Origin of the sequence: Blautia faecicola, assembly GCF_004123145.1 — a bacterium.
Lineage (GTDB): Bacteria > Bacillota > Clostridia > Lachnospirales > Lachnospiraceae > Oliverpabstia > Oliverpabstia faecicola.
This window is the reverse complement of sequence record NZ_SDKC01000001.1, coordinates 2,833,467-2,847,908: the sequence shown is the minus strand read 5'-3', so window position 1 is coordinate 2,847,908 and position 14,442 is coordinate 2,833,467. Positions and strand designations below refer to the sequence as shown.

The 14,442-nt window shown below is 39.7% G+C and carries 15 protein-coding genes and 1 pseudogene; 11 read left to right on the top strand and 5 right to left on the bottom strand.

The features are described from left to right. Positions 1-10: 10 nt before the first annotated feature. From ETP43_RS12855 to ETP43_RS12845, 3 genes are all read right to left on the bottom strand, one after another. Positions 11-682, bottom strand: coding sequence for an ABC transporter ATP-binding protein (locus tag ETP43_RS12855; protein ID WP_129258492.1), 672 nt, complete (start codon positions 680-682; stop codon positions 11-13). Positions 683-817: 135 nt separating this feature from the next. Further along, on the bottom strand, positions 818-1,717 hold the full coding sequence (locus ETP43_RS12850) for a sensor histidine kinase (RefSeq protein WP_129258490.1): 900 nt from the start codon (positions 1,715-1,717) through the stop codon (positions 818-820). Then, positions 1,710-2,387 (bottom strand): response regulator transcription factor, encoded by a 678-nt coding sequence (locus ETP43_RS12845; RefSeq protein WP_129258488.1) that lies wholly within the window; start codon positions 2,385-2,387, stop codon positions 1,710-1,712. The genes ETP43_RS12850 and ETP43_RS12845 overlap by 8 nt, the downstream gene beginning before the upstream one ends. A 642-nt stretch (positions 2,388-3,029) precedes the next feature. Here ETP43_RS12845 and ETP43_RS12835 point away from each other — a divergent pair. From ETP43_RS12835 to tnpA, 6 genes and pseudogenes are all read left to right on the top strand, one after another. Further along, positions 3,030-4,370, top strand: a complete 1,341-nt coding sequence (locus ETP43_RS12835) for a TrkH family potassium uptake protein (protein WP_129258485.1) — start codon at positions 3,030-3,032, stop codon at positions 4,368-4,370. A 13-nt stretch (positions 4,371-4,383) separates the two neighbouring features. Then, positions 4,384-5,031, top strand: a complete 648-nt coding sequence (locus ETP43_RS12830) for a potassium channel family protein (RefSeq protein WP_117525752.1) — start codon at positions 4,384-4,386, stop codon at positions 5,029-5,031. Between the two features lie 3 nt (positions 5,032-5,034). Further along, on the top strand, positions 5,035-5,595 hold the full coding sequence (locus tag ETP43_RS12825) for a LysR substrate-binding domain-containing protein (protein ID WP_243114281.1): 561 nt from the start codon (positions 5,035-5,037) through the stop codon (positions 5,593-5,595). Between the two features lie 139 nt (positions 5,596-5,734). Then, entirely contained in the window at positions 5,735-8,431 is a 2,697-nt protein-coding gene (locus tag ETP43_RS12820) for a sensor histidine kinase (protein WP_129258484.1), read from the top strand. Continuing rightward, complete coding sequence (locus tag ETP43_RS12815) at positions 8,424-9,125, top strand: response regulator (RefSeq protein ID WP_129258482.1); 702 nt, start codon at positions 8,424-8,426, stop codon at positions 9,123-9,125. The genes ETP43_RS12820 and ETP43_RS12815 overlap by 8 nt, the downstream gene beginning before the upstream one ends. Before the next feature lie 584 nt (positions 9,126-9,709). Beyond that, positions 9,710-10,030 (top strand): annotated as a pseudogene (gene tnpA, locus ETP43_RS12810) (IS200/IS605 family transposase); the annotation flags it as partial. Between the two features lie 23 nt (positions 10,031-10,053). On the opposite strand, the gene ETP43_RS12805 reads toward tnpA, so the two are convergent. Then, on the bottom strand, positions 10,054-10,491 hold the full coding sequence (locus ETP43_RS12805; protein WP_129258480.1) for an Rrf2 family transcriptional regulator: 438 nt from the start codon (positions 10,489-10,491) through the stop codon (positions 10,054-10,056). A 154-nt stretch (positions 10,492-10,645) separates the two neighbouring features. Between ETP43_RS12805 and ETP43_RS12800 the strand changes: the two genes are divergently transcribed. The 4 genes from ETP43_RS12800 (at position 10,646) to ETP43_RS12785 (ending at position 13,135) form a co-directional block, all read left to right on the top strand. Continuing rightward, on the top strand, positions 10,646-10,861 hold the full coding sequence (locus ETP43_RS12800; protein WP_243114280.1) for a hypothetical protein: 216 nt from the start codon (positions 10,646-10,648) through the stop codon (positions 10,859-10,861). Beyond that, positions 10,861-11,703, top strand: a complete 843-nt coding sequence (locus ETP43_RS12795) for an SIR2 family NAD-dependent protein deacylase (protein WP_129258478.1) — start codon at positions 10,861-10,863, stop codon at positions 11,701-11,703. The genes ETP43_RS12800 and ETP43_RS12795 overlap by 1 nt, the downstream gene beginning before the upstream one ends. 5 nt (positions 11,704-11,708) lie before the next feature. Beyond that, the gene (locus tag ETP43_RS12790) at positions 11,709-12,104 is read left to right on the top strand and encodes a C-GCAxxG-C-C family protein (RefSeq protein ID WP_129258476.1); all 396 of its coding nucleotides are present in this window, start codon (positions 11,709-11,711) and stop codon (positions 12,102-12,104) included. Between the two features lie 77 nt (positions 12,105-12,181). Beyond that, positions 12,182-13,135 (top strand): SIR2 family NAD-dependent protein deacylase, encoded by a 954-nt coding sequence (locus ETP43_RS12785; RefSeq protein WP_243114279.1) that lies wholly within the window; start codon positions 12,182-12,184, stop codon positions 13,133-13,135. Between the two features lie 283 nt (positions 13,136-13,418). On the opposite strand, the gene ETP43_RS12780 is transcribed toward ETP43_RS12785, so the two are convergent. Beyond that, a complete protein-coding gene (locus tag ETP43_RS12780; RefSeq protein ID WP_129258474.1) occupies positions 13,419-13,868 on the bottom strand; it encodes an Rrf2 family transcriptional regulator in 450 nt (149 codons plus the stop codon). Positions 13,869-14,096: 228 nt separating this feature from the next. On the opposite strand from ETP43_RS12780, the gene ETP43_RS12775 reads away from it, so the two are divergent. Beyond that, positions 14,097-14,429 carry a nitrous oxide-stimulated promoter family protein gene (locus ETP43_RS12775; RefSeq protein WP_015542172.1) on the top strand — a complete coding sequence of 111 codons (333 nt, stop codon included), beginning with the start codon at positions 14,097-14,099 and terminating at the stop codon, positions 14,427-14,429. The last annotated feature ends 13 nt before the right edge of the window (positions 14,430-14,442 follow it).

Here is a 14,442-nt window from a genome sequence, read left to right as displayed (position 1 = left end):
CCACCTCCCGTTAGTTCTGGGAGACGATCCGACCATCTTCGATACGGATAATGCGGTCTGCCATCTGCGCAATTTCTTCGTTGTGAGTGATCATTACGATTGTCTGGGCGAACTTTTGACTGGTGACTTTCAAAAGGCTCAATACATCCTGGCTGGTTTTGGAATCCAGATTGCCGGTGGGTTCATCTGCCAGAATGATAGCGGGTGCTGCCGCCAGCGCACGGGCAATGGCTACTCGCTGCTGTTGACCGCCTGAGAGCTGATTGGGCAGCGCATCCAGACGATCATCCAGCCCAAGTGTCTGTACAATCTGCTGTACGAAATCCTTATTGACCTTGCCACCGTCCAGCTCAATGGGTAGAACAATATTTTCATACACATTCAGCACCGGAACAAGATTATATGCTTGGAACACAAAGCCGATTTTCCTGCGGCGGAAGATGGTCAGCGCTTCCTCCTTTAGGGAGAAAATATCCTGTCCGTCCACCATGACCGTGCCGCTTGTAGGGCGATCCAGCCCGCCCAGCATGTGCAACAGCGTGGATTTGCCGGAGCCGGATGTGCCGACGATTGCAACAAATTCGCCCTTCTTTACACTTAAATCAACTCCATCCAACGCATGAACTGCGTTATTGCCGGAGCCATAAATTTTTCTCAGGTCTTTTGCCTGTAAAACATCCATAAATGAGTACCTCCATGAAAAAATCTGTATGTATGCAAAGAAATCATCCTTTGATACATACAGATTATCGCATAGGAATCTTTCCACATTCTTTCCGGCGGAAAATGAAATCTAACAGTTTTGATAGAATTGTTGTTATTTCGGCAGAAATATGGAAAACGTACTTCCTTTTCCCGGAACGGAAGCAACCTTGATATAACCGCCCTCGCCGGATATGATCTGTCGGGCAAGGTATAAGCCGATGCCAACACCTTCTTGTTTCTGCACACTATTTGAGCGGTAAAAGCGAGCAAATATCTTCGCTTGCTCACTTTCCGGGATGCCTGAACCGGTATCCGATATATCGATCCTTGCAAACATTTCATAGCTTACAGCAGAAATCCTGATTGTGCCATGCTCTGTATATTTGATGGCATTGTCTACGATATTAGCCAGTGCTTCCGCTGTCCATTTGAAGTCGAATACAGCAAAAGCATCAGTATCTTGCAGTTGCAAAGACAATCCTTTTTCAGAAACCTTGGCGGCATATTGTTCTGCAATACCTTGAAGCAGTGGCTGTAATGCTGAGCGCTGCGGCGATAGTGAAATAATTCCGTTTTCCAGCCGGGACAGCTTTATAAGCGAGTCAATCAAAAATCGCAATTTCTCCGATTGATTGTACAGCGCCTCCACATTTGCCTTCGCCGATACAGGCAGAGTTTCCTCCATCAAAAGCTCGCTGTATAACAGCAGGTTTGCAATCGGCGTTTTCGTCTGGTGGGAGATGTCCGCAATCAAGGTCTTAATTCTGTCCTTCTCCTGTGCTACATTTCGAGAGGAAGTTTCTGCGGCGGAAAGATAGTGCGCAAACTTCGTTTCCAATGCAGACAGCCGGCGTTCATTAAAATTGGTTTCAGAAAAGGAGCCGGTCATGGCAGCGTCCAGCATCCTTTCGATTTCTTCCATCGTTTTTCTGACCTTTCTCCGATTCCATAATACAACAGCTGCCGCCGCCAGAAAACATAGCAGTATGATCACAATGCCGGTTTTATTCATCTTTTGTCACCCAGCTATAACCGATTCCATAGACGGTTTTAATGTATTTCTGTGCACCAAGCTTATCCCTCAGACGCTTGATCGTAACAGACAAAGCATTTTCATCCACATATTCCGCGCCATCTGTCCAGATCCGGTCGACAAGGTCTCCACGGGTCATGGTTCGACCACGATTTTCAACAAGCAGACGCAGTAATTTTTGTTCTGTTTTACTCAATTCCACTTTTGAATCTCCCACATAAAAGGTCATAGCCTCAAAGTCAAAGTGAAACGGATCCATATGGATTGGCGCATTTTTATGGTTTGACGCTTGCTTTCGCAGTTGGGTATTCACCCTTGCCCGCAAAACCGAAAGAGAAAAGGGTTTGGTAATGTAATCATCAGCGCCCCGCTCCAGTCCGTCTACGATGTCCAGATCGGTGTCATTGGCAGTCAGCAGAATAACAGGAATACCGGGCATGTTTTCCTTGACCTCCCGGAGCAGCTCAAGCCCACTGCCATCCGGCAGATTGATATCCAGCAGGATCAGGGATACACCGCCGCAAAGCAGCTGCTCCTTCGCCGTTTTTAGGTCTTGGCAGGAAATGATTTTCCGATCATCTACTTTCAGTGCTTTGCATAAGCCTTGATTCAAACCGATATCATCTTCAACAATCAGTAATGGTTCCATATATCTCACTCCCTCGTTATTCAAATGCCACCATTATTTCCTTGGGCAATTTTTCGTTCTCACAGTTCAAAAGATAGGCTATTGCTCTGTTTGCAAATTTGTGTGTTTTCACTGTATCTCAATCAGCAAGCCGGATGATCTCTGCTGTCCCGTTTTTTACTTTCTTAATTGTATCATGCTAATGTAAAGAAATCTATATTATCTGAAAAGTTATCCTGTTTTTTGAAAAATCAGGCATATCATAGTAGAAAGAGTCAAACACCTGCCAATCACGGCGGGTATGGGGATTTATGGACGTGAAAGCTGTTGCATCTGGGAAATAAAAAGATTAACAAGATGCTGAAGGAATTGAAAGTACATAATCGATTTATCGAGCCATCCGTTCAAAGTAGAACGAAATCAGGAGTTGTTTGAATTAAGATGCAGTATTGAGAAAGAAGGGGTATTAGTTCCGCTTATGATGAGAAAGAATCCGCATGGTGATGGATATGAAACAAGAATTGCAAAAGCAAATAATATGAGACTTCTGCTCATCTTTATACAATCTTAATTTCAAAACAAACTTACTTACGCCCATTTAATACAAATAAAGATAGAATAAAGGCAATATAAAAAAGAAATTAAGATTATGGGGATATAGTTATGCAACAGAAAAACAGGTCAAGACATCGGCATATGACATCATTTCAAGTGATTAGTTTAGGGTTTTTATCCGTGATTCTCTTAGGCAGTCTGCTTTTGATGCTGCCAATTGCTACAAAAAGCGGCCAGTGTACCTCCTTTTTGGATGCTTTGTTTACCGCAACTTCTGCGGTTTGTGTGACGGGACTGATTATTAAGGATACGGCAACCTACTGGTCTTTATTTGGCCAAGGAGTTATTTTACTGCTGATTCAAATCGGGGGTATGGGAATTATTACGATTGCTATTGCGATTGCTGTTGTTTCCGGGCGTAAAATCGGGTTGATGCAGCGAAGTACCATGCAGGAGGCAATTTCGGCTCCAACGGTGGGTGGTATTGTGCGGAGAACGCAATTTATTATTCGGACTACTATTCTAATCGAAATCATTGGTGCGGCTCTTTTAGCCCCTGTTTTTTGCAGGGATTTTGGTTTTTGGAAAGGAATATGGTATTCGCTGTTCCATTCTATTTCTGCTTTTTGCAATGCAGGATTTGATCTGATCGGTATAAGAACACCTTTTTCCTCGTTAACATCCTATTCTGTACAGCCGATTGTAAATCTTGTGATTATGGTGCTGATTGTTGCAGGAGGTATTGGATTCCTTACCTGGGAGGATATAAAGAATCATAAATGGCATTTCAAAAAATACCGAATGCAAAGCAAGGTAATTTTTACGGTAACAGGATTATTGATATTCTTACCGGCTCTTTACTTTTTTTATTTTGAGTTTTCAAATGTGCCACTAAAGGAAAGAGTATGGGTTTCCTTGTTTCAATCCGTTACGCCGAGAACTGCAGGATTTAATACGGCAGATTTGACTTTATTCAGTGAAGTTGGGCAAATGCTTATCATTATGCTGATGCTCATCGGTGGCTCGCCCGGTTCCACTGCAGGTGGTATGAAAACGACGACTCTTGCAGTTCTCGTTTCATCGGCATTATCTGTATTTAGAAAAAAGGAACACACTCATTTTTTTGGCAGACAAATTCCGGATGGCACTATCAGAAATGCAGCTACGATTTTTTTGATGTATATCGTTTTATTCCTTGTCGGAGGAATGGTAATTAGCAGCACAGAAGATATTCCACTTATGACCGCTTTGTTTGAGACGGCGTCGGCAATCGGAACAGTAGGGTTATCGCTGGGAATAACTCCTGATCTGGGGTTTGTTTCCCATATAATCTTGATTTGCCTGATGTTTTTTGGCAGAGTGGGAGGATTGACCTTGATTTTTGCCACCGTTTCTGAAAAAAAGGCTAACGGTTCAAAATATCCTCAGGAAAAAATTACAGTAGGTTAAGGAGAATAAAAAAATGAAATCAATATTACTTATCGGTCTGGGAAGATTCGGACGGCATATCGCTATAAAATTAGATGAATTGCATCATCAGGTGATGGCGGTAGATAAAGAAGATACTCGAGTTGATGCTGTACTTCCCTTTGTAACCAACGCTCAGATTGGGGATGCGACGAATGAGGATTTTTTGAGTTCGCTTGGTGTTGGGAATTTTGATGTTTGCATTGTGGCTATCGGAGATAACTTTCAGAATTCATTGGAAGTAACGTCCCTTTTGAAGGAACTCGGTGCAAGAATGGTGGTGTCTCGTGCCGCTCGTGATGTTCATGCAAAATTTCTTTTACGAAACGGCGCAGATGAAATTGTTTATCCCGAAAGGCAGCTTGCCGATTGGGTTGCGATCCGTTATAGCGCTGATCATATTTTCGATTACATAGAACTAGATGAAGGACATGCAATCTTTGAAATATCTATACCGGGAGAATGGATAGGAAAAACAATCGGTCAGTTGGATATACGAAAAAAATATAACATCAATATTATGGCACTGAAAACAAATGATATTATGAATCTGAAAATAAGTTCCGATACGCAGTTGTTAAAGGGCAGTACCATGCTTGTTCTTGGGGAGACGAAACATATTCAAAAATGTTTTCATATTTAATTTTTGAAAGAAGTTGGTGATATGAAAGACTTTGCTTTACTTATAGTGGTGTTGGTAGCATTTAGTTATGGTTATTTTCTTATGGGAAAACTGGATAAATTTCTCGAGGAAAACCAATCCCAAAAACTTATTTCAGGTTCTAAGCTCAGGATTGGATTTGAAACACCTGTAATTATAGATTCTATTGCAGATCTATTAGAACAATTTTCAAGCGAATACCCAAACTATGAGCTGAATCTGTTCTACGGTTCTGTAAGTGAAATAATAAATGGGCTAGGAAATAATAAACTTGATTTTGGCTTTATCATAGAAAGCTCCAACGATATTCTGAAAGATGAGTATTGTTCCTTATCCCTTCAAATAAAGCAAAGTGTCATTAATCCAGACTCTGTAGACATTACGGTACATCCCATCAACACGATTGAGAAACCAGCGAGAGTGATATGGCAAAATGACATTGATTGTATGAAGAGTCTATTTGTCGAAAAATTGCGTGATTTTTCGGAGCATTTTCCGCTTTCGGCTACACGCCCGAATGGAAAAAGAGAAGAAAAGGTGTTATAATCTTTATGCAATTTTAATGTCAGTGCTAAAATACTTTTCTGAAATTTACTTATTATTCGTAACTGTTCAGTACCTTCACAGTGGGTTCTGAATAGTTACTATTATTTTATATAATGTTTTTGTACAAGGAGATGACCGTATGGGTGAAAGCAGACACAATCCGGATCAGTTATTAAAGGGAATTCAAGCGGATGAAGAAAACCGTAATAAAGGACTTTTGAAAATCTTTTTCGGATACGCAGCTGGTGTGGGTAAAACCTACGCCATGTTAGAAGCGGCGCATATGGAAAAACAGCAGGGAATTGACGTGGTAGCCGGTTATATAGAACCTCATGCATGCCCCAAGACAGCAGCTCTTTTGAATGGCTTAGAAGTTCTTCCTACAAGAGAAGTTCTCTATAATGGTATGATACGGAACGAATTCGACATTGACATGGCGCTGAAAAGAAAACCACAGATTATTCTTGTGGATGAACTTGCGCATACGAATGCCGAAGGATGCCGTCATGCAAAACGGTATCAGGACATTAAAGAACTTTTGAATGCAGGGATTGATGTCTATACGACTGTCAATGTCCAGCATATTGAAAGCCTTTGTGATACAGTTGCATCCATTACGGAAATTGTTGTACGGGAACGCATCCCGGATTCTATTTTTGATAATGCAGATCAGGTTGAATTAATAGATATTGAACCACAGGATTTGATCAACCGTTTGAATACAGGAAATGTATACAGACAGACACAGGCAAAACAGGAGGTAGAAAATTTTTTCACAATAGAAAATTTGACAGCTCTTCGGGAGATTGCACTGCGGCGATGTGCGGACCGGGTGAATATCCTCACAGAAAATGCCCGCATTAAAAACCATGGAGATTATCATACAGACGAACATATTCTTGTTTGTCTATCTTCTTCTCCATCCAATGCGAAAATTATCCGTACCGCCGCAAGAATGGCTTCTGCTTTCAAAGGAAAGTTTACGGCTCTGTTTGTAGAAACACCTGATTTTTCGGTGATGAGCGAGGAAAATATAAAACGCCTTCGTTCAAATGTTCGTCTTGCTGAGCAACTTGGGGCAAAAATTGAAACAGTTTATGGAGAAGATATTCCGTTTCAGATTGCGGAATTTGCCCGTTTGTCCGGTGTGTCAAAGATTGTGATCGGGCGAAGTTCTGCTACAAAACGGCATTTGCTCAGCAAACCGACACTGACAGAAAAACTGATTGATTATGCCCCTAACCTGGATGTGCATATTATTCCGGATACGGTTTCTAATGCTGCAGTGTATCAGTTAAGAGGGGGCAGGAAAAAGAACCATATCGTCTTCTCTGCCACTGATACATTAAAATCTACTGCGATTCTGATTTTATCCAGTTTAGTCGGAATGATTTTCCAGAATCTTGGATTTGGCGAAGCAAATATCATTACTGTTTTTGTTTTAGGCGTTCTTGTCACCGCTGTCATCACGAAACATCAGGTATACAGCCTAATTTCCTCGATTGTAAGTGTTTTGATTTTTAATTTCCTGTTTACGGAACCTCAATTTACCTTGCAGGCGTATGATCAGGGTTATCCTGTTACCTTTATTATCATGTTTTTGGCGGCATTTTTAACCGGTTCTCTTGCTATACGGATTAAAAACCAGGCAAAACAGGCGGCACAATCTGCTTACCGTACCAAAGTGTTATTTGACACAAACCAGCTATTGCAACAGGCAAAAGATAAAAATGAAATTGTATCTGCAACTTCAAATCAGCTCATTAAACTCTTGGGAAAAGATATCGTTTTTTATTTAGCTGATGGAGAAGTGTTGGATACGCCGCATATTTTTTCTGTAACTGAGGAAAATTTGGAATCGTGTATTTCCGAAAATGAAAAGGCCGTTGCCGGCTGGGTATTGAAAAACAATAAACGTGCCGGAGCTACAACAGGAACGCTTTCCAATGCAAAATGCCTGTACCTTGCTGTTCGCAGCAGTATGGTATATGGAGTTGTTGGAATCGTGATGGGGGAAATACCTCTTGATCCATTTGAAAACAGTATTCTACTGTCCATTCTCGGAGAATGTGCCCTGGCTTTGGAAAATGAGAAAAATGCCCGTGAGAAACAGGAGGCGGCTATCCTTGCAAAAAATGAACAGTTGCGAGCGAACCTGTTGCGTGCTATTTCACATGATTTGAGGACACCGCTGACATCCATTTCCGGTAATGCCAGTAACCTTTTGTCCAATGGCGATTCCTTTGATAATGATACAAAAAAGCAGCTATATACGGATATTTATGATGATTCCATGTGGCTGATTAACCTTGTAGAAAACCTGCTGGCTGTAACCCGGATTGAAGAAGGACGGTTGAATCTCCATATAACGGAAGATTTGATGGAGGACGTGATCACAGAAGCGTTACATCATATTAACCGAAAGAGTGAAGAACATCATATTTCCGTTGAAAGCAAAGAAGAATTTCTTCTTGCAAAAATGGATGCAAAGCTTATTGTTCAGGTAATCATCAATATTGTTGATAATGCTATCAAATATACACCTAAAAACTCTCATATTGTTATTCGGACAGAAAAGAGGGGAAAACAAGCAATCGTATCTATATCGGATGACGGAAACGGAATTGCTGACGAAATAAAGCCACGGATATTCGACATGTTCTACAGCGGTGCAAATCAAATTGCAGACAGCCGCCGAAGTTTAGGACTTGGATTATCTTTGTGCAAGTCCATTATTAACGCCCACGGCGGAGAACTTACTGTTTCAGATAATCTGCCGCACGGAACAGTATTTACATTTACATTACCGGCAGGGGAGGTCAAAGTATATGAGTAAGTTACTAATATTAGTTGTAGAAGATGACACATCTGTCAGAAATTTAATTACAACAACCTTAAAAGCGCACGAATACCGATATCTGACGGCGCCCGATGGTCAATCGGCAATTTTAGAAGCATCTTCACACAATCCTGACATTGTTTTACTTGATTTAGGACTTCCTGATATGGATGGCGTTGAGATTATTAAAAAAATCCGTACTTGGTCAAACATGCCAATTATCGTAATCAGTGCTCGCAGTGAAGATACCGATAAAATTGATGCGTTGGATGCTGGTGCAGATGATTATTTAACAAAGCCATTTTCTGTTGAAGAACTGCTTGCCAGACTACGAGTCACGCAAAGAAGATTATTGATGATGCAAAAAGTATCCCCTGCCGAAGCGGTTGTTTTTGTAAACGGAAAACTTCGTGTAGATTATGCTGCAGGTTGTGCTTATTTGAATGAAGAAGAGTTGCATTTAACACCTATTGAATATAAGTTGCTTTGCCTGTTGACAAGAAATATAGGAAAAGTTCTGACCCATACTTTCCTTACGCAAAGCATTTGGGGAAGTAGTTGGGATAATGATATTGCCTCCCTTCGTGTGTTTATGGCAACACTTCGTAAAAAAATCGAGAAAGAACCGAACTCTCCACAATATATCCAAACACACATTGGTGTTGGGTATCGGATGCTGAAAGTTGATTGAACTTCACAACACCATAGTTAAAGTTGGAATATAAGTTATAAACTGACATTTGTACTCAAATGCAATCAGACATTAAAGGTAGAGAATGCGAAAGCAGACTACAGAGCAAATCAGAAAGGGAAAAAGATGTCATAAATGGAGCAGAATAAGGCAAAGTGATTGAATGAAAATGTAACTGAAAAAATGTGTTCATCAGATGGTAACGTGGTTGGGGAAAGATGTTCCCAAGCCGATGCCGACACATGTGGAAACAGTCTGCTTATTATCACGTAAATAAGCGATTTTACAGGCTTTTACGAATGAAGTTCAGTCTATTTGCCACCGTAATTTTTAAAATTATCACTGAATAAATATTGGGAGTGAACACGCTGAACAATCAGCGGATTCACTCCCAATATTTGTTAGGGCAAGGCCCTGTTTTACATTGTGGAGTTTTTCGTTAATCCGAAAAACGGAACTTTGGAAAACAAATAAACCACCTGCTGTGCGGATGGTTGAAGTTGCTTCATCTTACAGTATAAAACCTCCTTTGTTAAATAATGTTAGGTTCGCCAACCGCATTATTTAACAAAGGAGGTATCCATATGGATAGTAATAGTTTATCACATACGAAATGGAATTGTAAGTATCATATCGTTTTTGCACCAAAATACAGAAGAAAAGTAGCATATGGAAAGATTAAGCAAGATATTGCAAATATATTAAGTATGCTATGCAAAAGAAAAGGTGTAAAAATTGTAGAAGCAGAAATATGCCCAGATCACGTGCATATGTTGGTTGAAATTCCACAAAGCATAAGCGTATCGTATTTTGTCGGATATCTAAAAGGTAAGAGTACATTAATGATATTCGAACGCCATGCAAATTTGAAGTACAAATACGGAAATAGACATTTCTGGTGCAGGCAGTGCTTGCTATTCTTGATTAGTTAAAGGTTTTTAACTTTTCTGATTTTAAAATAATACCGATCAATAATATCCTGCAATGTAATGGATTTCATTTTTTCATCTACCATATTTTGAATTTCATGATAGAAGTCCCCAATAGCGAATTGAATGTTGATACCGATTCCACAATCCGGATTGGTATCTGTGTCCAGGTGAAGTAGCGGCTTATCGCCCTCTACGGCTCGGTAGATGTCATACATAGTGATTTTATCTGCCGATTTTGCAAGAGCGGCATTCGCATGACCTTGTGTGTTGACAACAATGCCTGCATTTTTCAGGGTTGCCATAAGCTGTCTGACATAAGCCGGGTTTGTCTTGATGCTTTCTGCAATTTTTGTGCTTGAGAGTTGTTCGTCATCTCCAAGAGCAATAAATATAAGAATATGAATGGTGTCACTAAGCTTTGTGGAATATTTCATTTGTCACCTCGAATTTTCTTCTTGCAATTTTTAAAATTACATGATAATATGATTTTAATGTTTGATGTAAATTTAATTTTAACAAGTAAAAAAATAAAAGTCAAGCGAAATAAAAAAGTGTGGAATCTGATATAAAAAGGAGATAAAGTGGTGTATGCAAAAGGAGGGGGTTGGTGAGATGACACCCAGTATTATTAAACTTCCTTTTTGGAAAATGGCATACAAAAATGAAAAGGTGTTTTATGCCTGTCTGAATCAGATGAAATCCTCAGCTCCAGAGCATATAAAAGACAAAGGCATTTATATAGCAGGAGATTTGGCAGAAACTCTACGGGATTTAAAAGAAAATATAGCAGGAAAGGAAATGTGATGAAGATGAATGTATATCAAGAGATAAGTCAAATCATCAAAGAAGCAGATGGTATTTTGATTGGAGCCAGTAATGGTTTGTCTATCGCAGAGGGATATAATATTTTTGCAGATGACGCATGGTTTCAGGAAAATATGGGAGATTTCAGAGAAAAATACGGACTGCGTTGTGTTTTACACGGATTTTCAGTGCCAATGAAGGTAGAAGAAAAGTGGGCATTTGTAAGCAGACTTGTTAAGGCAAAAGCTATGCAGGATGAGCCGAGTGAGATTATGAAAAACATCTATGCACTAGTAAAAGATAAAGAATATTTCGTAGTAACTTCCAATGCGGAGGATCATTTTGTGCCGGCAGGTTTTGAGGCAGACCGTGTTTTTGAAATGGAAGGGAAATTAACCCAGATGCGGTGCAAGAACAGATGTCATGACGAGGTCTATCCTGATCAAAAAGCAGTTCTCGCCATGACAGAAGAGGAAGTAAACGGAAGAGTACCCAAAGAGTTACTGCCGAAATGTCCAAAATGCGGTGGAGATATGGAAGTAAATTGGGGTGAGATATCCTCGTTTACAGCAACGAAAAATTGGAAGGAAAAGGCTGCCCGCTATCAAGAATTTATTCAGAATTTACATGGAAAGAAGCTGGTAATTCTGGAATTTGGCATTGGTTGGAGAAATCAGATGATTAAAGCTCCTTTGATGCAGCTTGCAGCAGTAGAACCGCAGGCAAGATATATCACATTTAACAAGGGCGAAATTTACATTCCAGAGGAAATCAAAGAAAAATCCATCGGTGTGGATGGTAATCTTACGGTAGCGTTAAAGGAAATCAGAAAGGAAATCTAAGGAAAATGACAAGAGAAGAAAAAGCAGTATATTACAAACATAATGGATTTAATTGCTGTCAGTCGGTTATCAAGGCAATGATCGATTCATCAGATTCTGATAAGGAAATACTGACGAATGCTGCATCCGGATTTGCGGTAGGTATGGGAGGTATGGAAGCAACTTGTGGTGCATTGATTGGAGCAACCATGATGGCGGGAATTGTAAAGCCAGGGAGGAAAAGTGCGATAACGGCACGGGAGATATTAAACAAATTTCAGGAATATTCAGGAGCAACTATATGTAAAGACCTAAAGGGAAAGGATACAGGTGTTGTACTCTGTGAATGTGATGATTGCATTCGCAATGCAATACGGGCTTTTAACGAGGTGTTGCCGATGGAATCAGAAAGGGAAGGATAGACTAAGTAAGGTGGTTAAAGATATTACAGTTGTGAGATAGGAGAATGAAAAAAATGAGCTGTTATGAAAATTTGGTAATGAAAACACAAATGAACTATTCCAGACACTATAGTACCTATGCATCCGGCGGTACTGCTGTAGTGTTGAGCAAACAAAAACCACTTCCTTATGGGGAACAGATTCAGGAATTTGTTCGCAGAGTGCAGGAGGCAGAGTGTATCATAGTAGGCGGAGCATCCGGTTTATCAGCGGCTGGAGGTGGTGACTTTTATTATAGTGATACCCCTTCTTTTCGTGAGCATTTTGGAAAATTTGCAGATAAGTATGGATTCAAGGGTGCTTTTAGCGGCATGATGCATCGGTTTTCTACAAGAAATGAACACTGGGGATATGTGGCAACCTTTTTAAATACTACACAAAATGCCCCTATCAGAGAGCCATATCTGGATTTGGATAGAATCTTGCAGGGAAAGGATTTTCATATCTTAACGACTAATCAGGATACACAGTTTGTAAAGATTTATCCGGAAGAAAAGGTCAGTGAGATTCAGGGAGATCATCGTTTCTTCCAGTGTTCCCAGTGTTGTCAGGATGAAACATGGGATGCCGTACAACCTGTGGCAGATATGATTGCGGCTATGGGAGCGGGGACAATGGTGCCGGATGAACTGATTCCTCGCTGCCCTCATTGTGGTGCGGAAATGTTTCCGTGGGTAAGAGGATATGGGAATTTTCTGCAAGGGAAAAAATACGAAGAAGAATATGAGAAAATCTCAAAATACATTCAAAAGAACAAAGATAGAAAAATCCTTTTGATAGAACTTGGAGTAGGGCGCATGACACCGATGTTTATACAGGAACCGTTTTGGGAACTGACAAACAGCTTGAAAGATGCATATTATATTTCCGTAAATTCAGAATATCAGTTTTTGCCGGAATTCATTGAAGATAAGGGGATTGCTATTTTGGGAGATATAGGAACAGTGTTAAAAGATTTGCTGAAAGCAAAAGAGGAAAGTGCATTTGTATAGGATACTTGTTCTTGATATTCCACTTGATGGAGAAACATTAGAATATTGATTGATACAAAACTGCACTCAGGGATATTGTGGGTGCAGTTTTGCATTAAAATTATTGATTACGATACAGTTTCTGATATCAGGATGATTTTGCAAAAGCAATAAGAGTGTCAGTCAGATCTTAATGATCTTGAACTATGTGATGTGATTGAAACTATTGCAGAAGTGATACAAGAGAACTTTTGGGATGAGTTTTCCAAAATTATCACAAAATGTTTCCTGCCTATTTCTCCAGTCATATAATGTTTTGCAAATCGTTTTGCATGGATGTTCGCTGATAATAGGTATTTATGATATCCTGTAAAGTAATCGTATTCATTTTTTCTTCAGCATTTTTTTGGATTTCATTATAGAATCCCTGCAAAGACAACTGAATATTCATGCCAACGCCGCAATCAGGGTTGGTATGAGTATCTAAATGAAGCAATGGTTTATCACCTTCAACTGCTTTATAAATATCCAGCAATGTAATCTGATCTGCTGGTTTTGAAAGAGAAGGACGGGCATGTCCGGCTACACTGGTCATAAGTCCGGCTTTTTTTAGTTTTAACATAAGCTGGCGTACAAATCCGGGATTTGTATGGACACTTTCTGCAATTGAGGCACTGGAGAGAGATTTTTCCTTGTTGATGGCAATCAGAACCATCACATGAACAGTATCGCTTAATTTCGTTGAGTATTTCATGATAAGAAACTCCTTGTAGTATGATATAATGATTTTGGTTTCACGTTTTTGAGGCGAAAATATTTCTGGTTTGTCAAAAACATCCCAAGTTCTCAACAGCTCTTTTTAATGTGTTGAGAAACTGTACATATTTTTTATTTTGATGATTGTAAATAATATAATTACAACTATAATGAAATTTAAAGGAAAAGTCAACATAGTAATAAAACTTACGGAGGATTGTATAATATGCTGATTGTGGACAAATTAAAAGGAAATTTATATACCAGAATCAAAAAACATATGACTAAAAAAATGTATCACCTTTATTATCGTGAAAACAGGGAAGCTTCACAGTCTAAAGAAGAATATGAAGCAAATTTATTAAGAGCATACCGACATTTAGACGCATGCAGATTCAAAAATAAGGGATGGCCATGTCCAACATGCCCAAGTTGCTGTTTTTGTGGAAAAGATTATGAAACTATGACTGAGGTAATGGATTTTGCCCGGGAATGGATGAAAGAGAATCCGGACAAAGCCAGATTTATGAAACCACCCAAATTCTTGCATAAACATTGATTATTATATGATG

What these genes read in the sequence shown, in the direction of transcription:
- ETP43_RS12800 (WP_243114280.1), top strand. Translation starts at nt 10,646, where the DNA reads ATGCAAAAGGAGGGGGTTGGTGAGATGACACCCAGTATTATTAAACTT.
- ETP43_RS12785 (WP_243114279.1), top strand. Translation starts at nt 12,182, where the DNA reads ATGAAAACACAAATGAACTATTCCAGACACTATAGTACCTATGCATCC.
- ETP43_RS12775 (WP_015542172.1), top strand. Translation starts at nt 14,097, where the DNA reads ATGCTGATTGTGGACAAATTAAAAGGAAATTTATATACCAGAATCAAA.
- ETP43_RS12795 (WP_129258478.1), top strand. Translation starts at nt 10,861, where the DNA reads ATGAAGATGAATGTATATCAAGAGATAAGTCAAATCATCAAAGAAGCA.
- ETP43_RS12780 (WP_129258474.1), bottom strand. Translation starts at nt 13,868, where the DNA reads ATGAAATACTCAACGAAATTAAGCGATACTGTTCATGTGATGGTTCTG.
- ETP43_RS12820 (WP_129258484.1), top strand. Translation starts at nt 5,735, where the DNA reads ATGGGTGAAAGCAGACACAATCCGGATCAGTTATTAAAGGGAATTCAA.
- ETP43_RS12830 (WP_117525752.1), top strand. Translation starts at nt 4,384, where the DNA reads ATGAAATCAATATTACTTATCGGTCTGGGAAGATTCGGACGGCATATC.
- ETP43_RS12835 (WP_129258485.1), top strand. Translation starts at nt 3,030, where the DNA reads ATGCAACAGAAAAACAGGTCAAGACATCGGCATATGACATCATTTCAA.
- ETP43_RS12850 (WP_129258490.1), bottom strand. Translation starts at nt 1,717, where the DNA reads ATGAATAAAACCGGCATTGTGATCATACTGCTATGTTTTCTGGCGGCG.
- ETP43_RS12805 (WP_129258480.1), bottom strand. Translation starts at nt 10,491, where the DNA reads ATGAAATATTCCACAAAGCTTAGTGACACCATTCATATTCTTATATTT.
- ETP43_RS12845 (WP_129258488.1), bottom strand. Translation starts at nt 2,387, where the DNA reads ATGGAACCATTACTGATTGTTGAAGATGATATCGGTTTGAATCAAGGC.
- ETP43_RS12855 (WP_129258492.1), bottom strand. Translation starts at nt 682, where the DNA reads ATGGATGTTTTACAGGCAAAAGACCTGAGAAAAATTTATGGCTCCGGC.
- ETP43_RS12790 (WP_129258476.1), top strand. Translation starts at nt 11,709, where the DNA reads ATGACAAGAGAAGAAAAAGCAGTATATTACAAACATAATGGATTTAAT.
- ETP43_RS12815 (WP_129258482.1), top strand. Translation starts at nt 8,424, where the DNA reads ATGAGTAAGTTACTAATATTAGTTGTAGAAGATGACACATCTGTCAGA.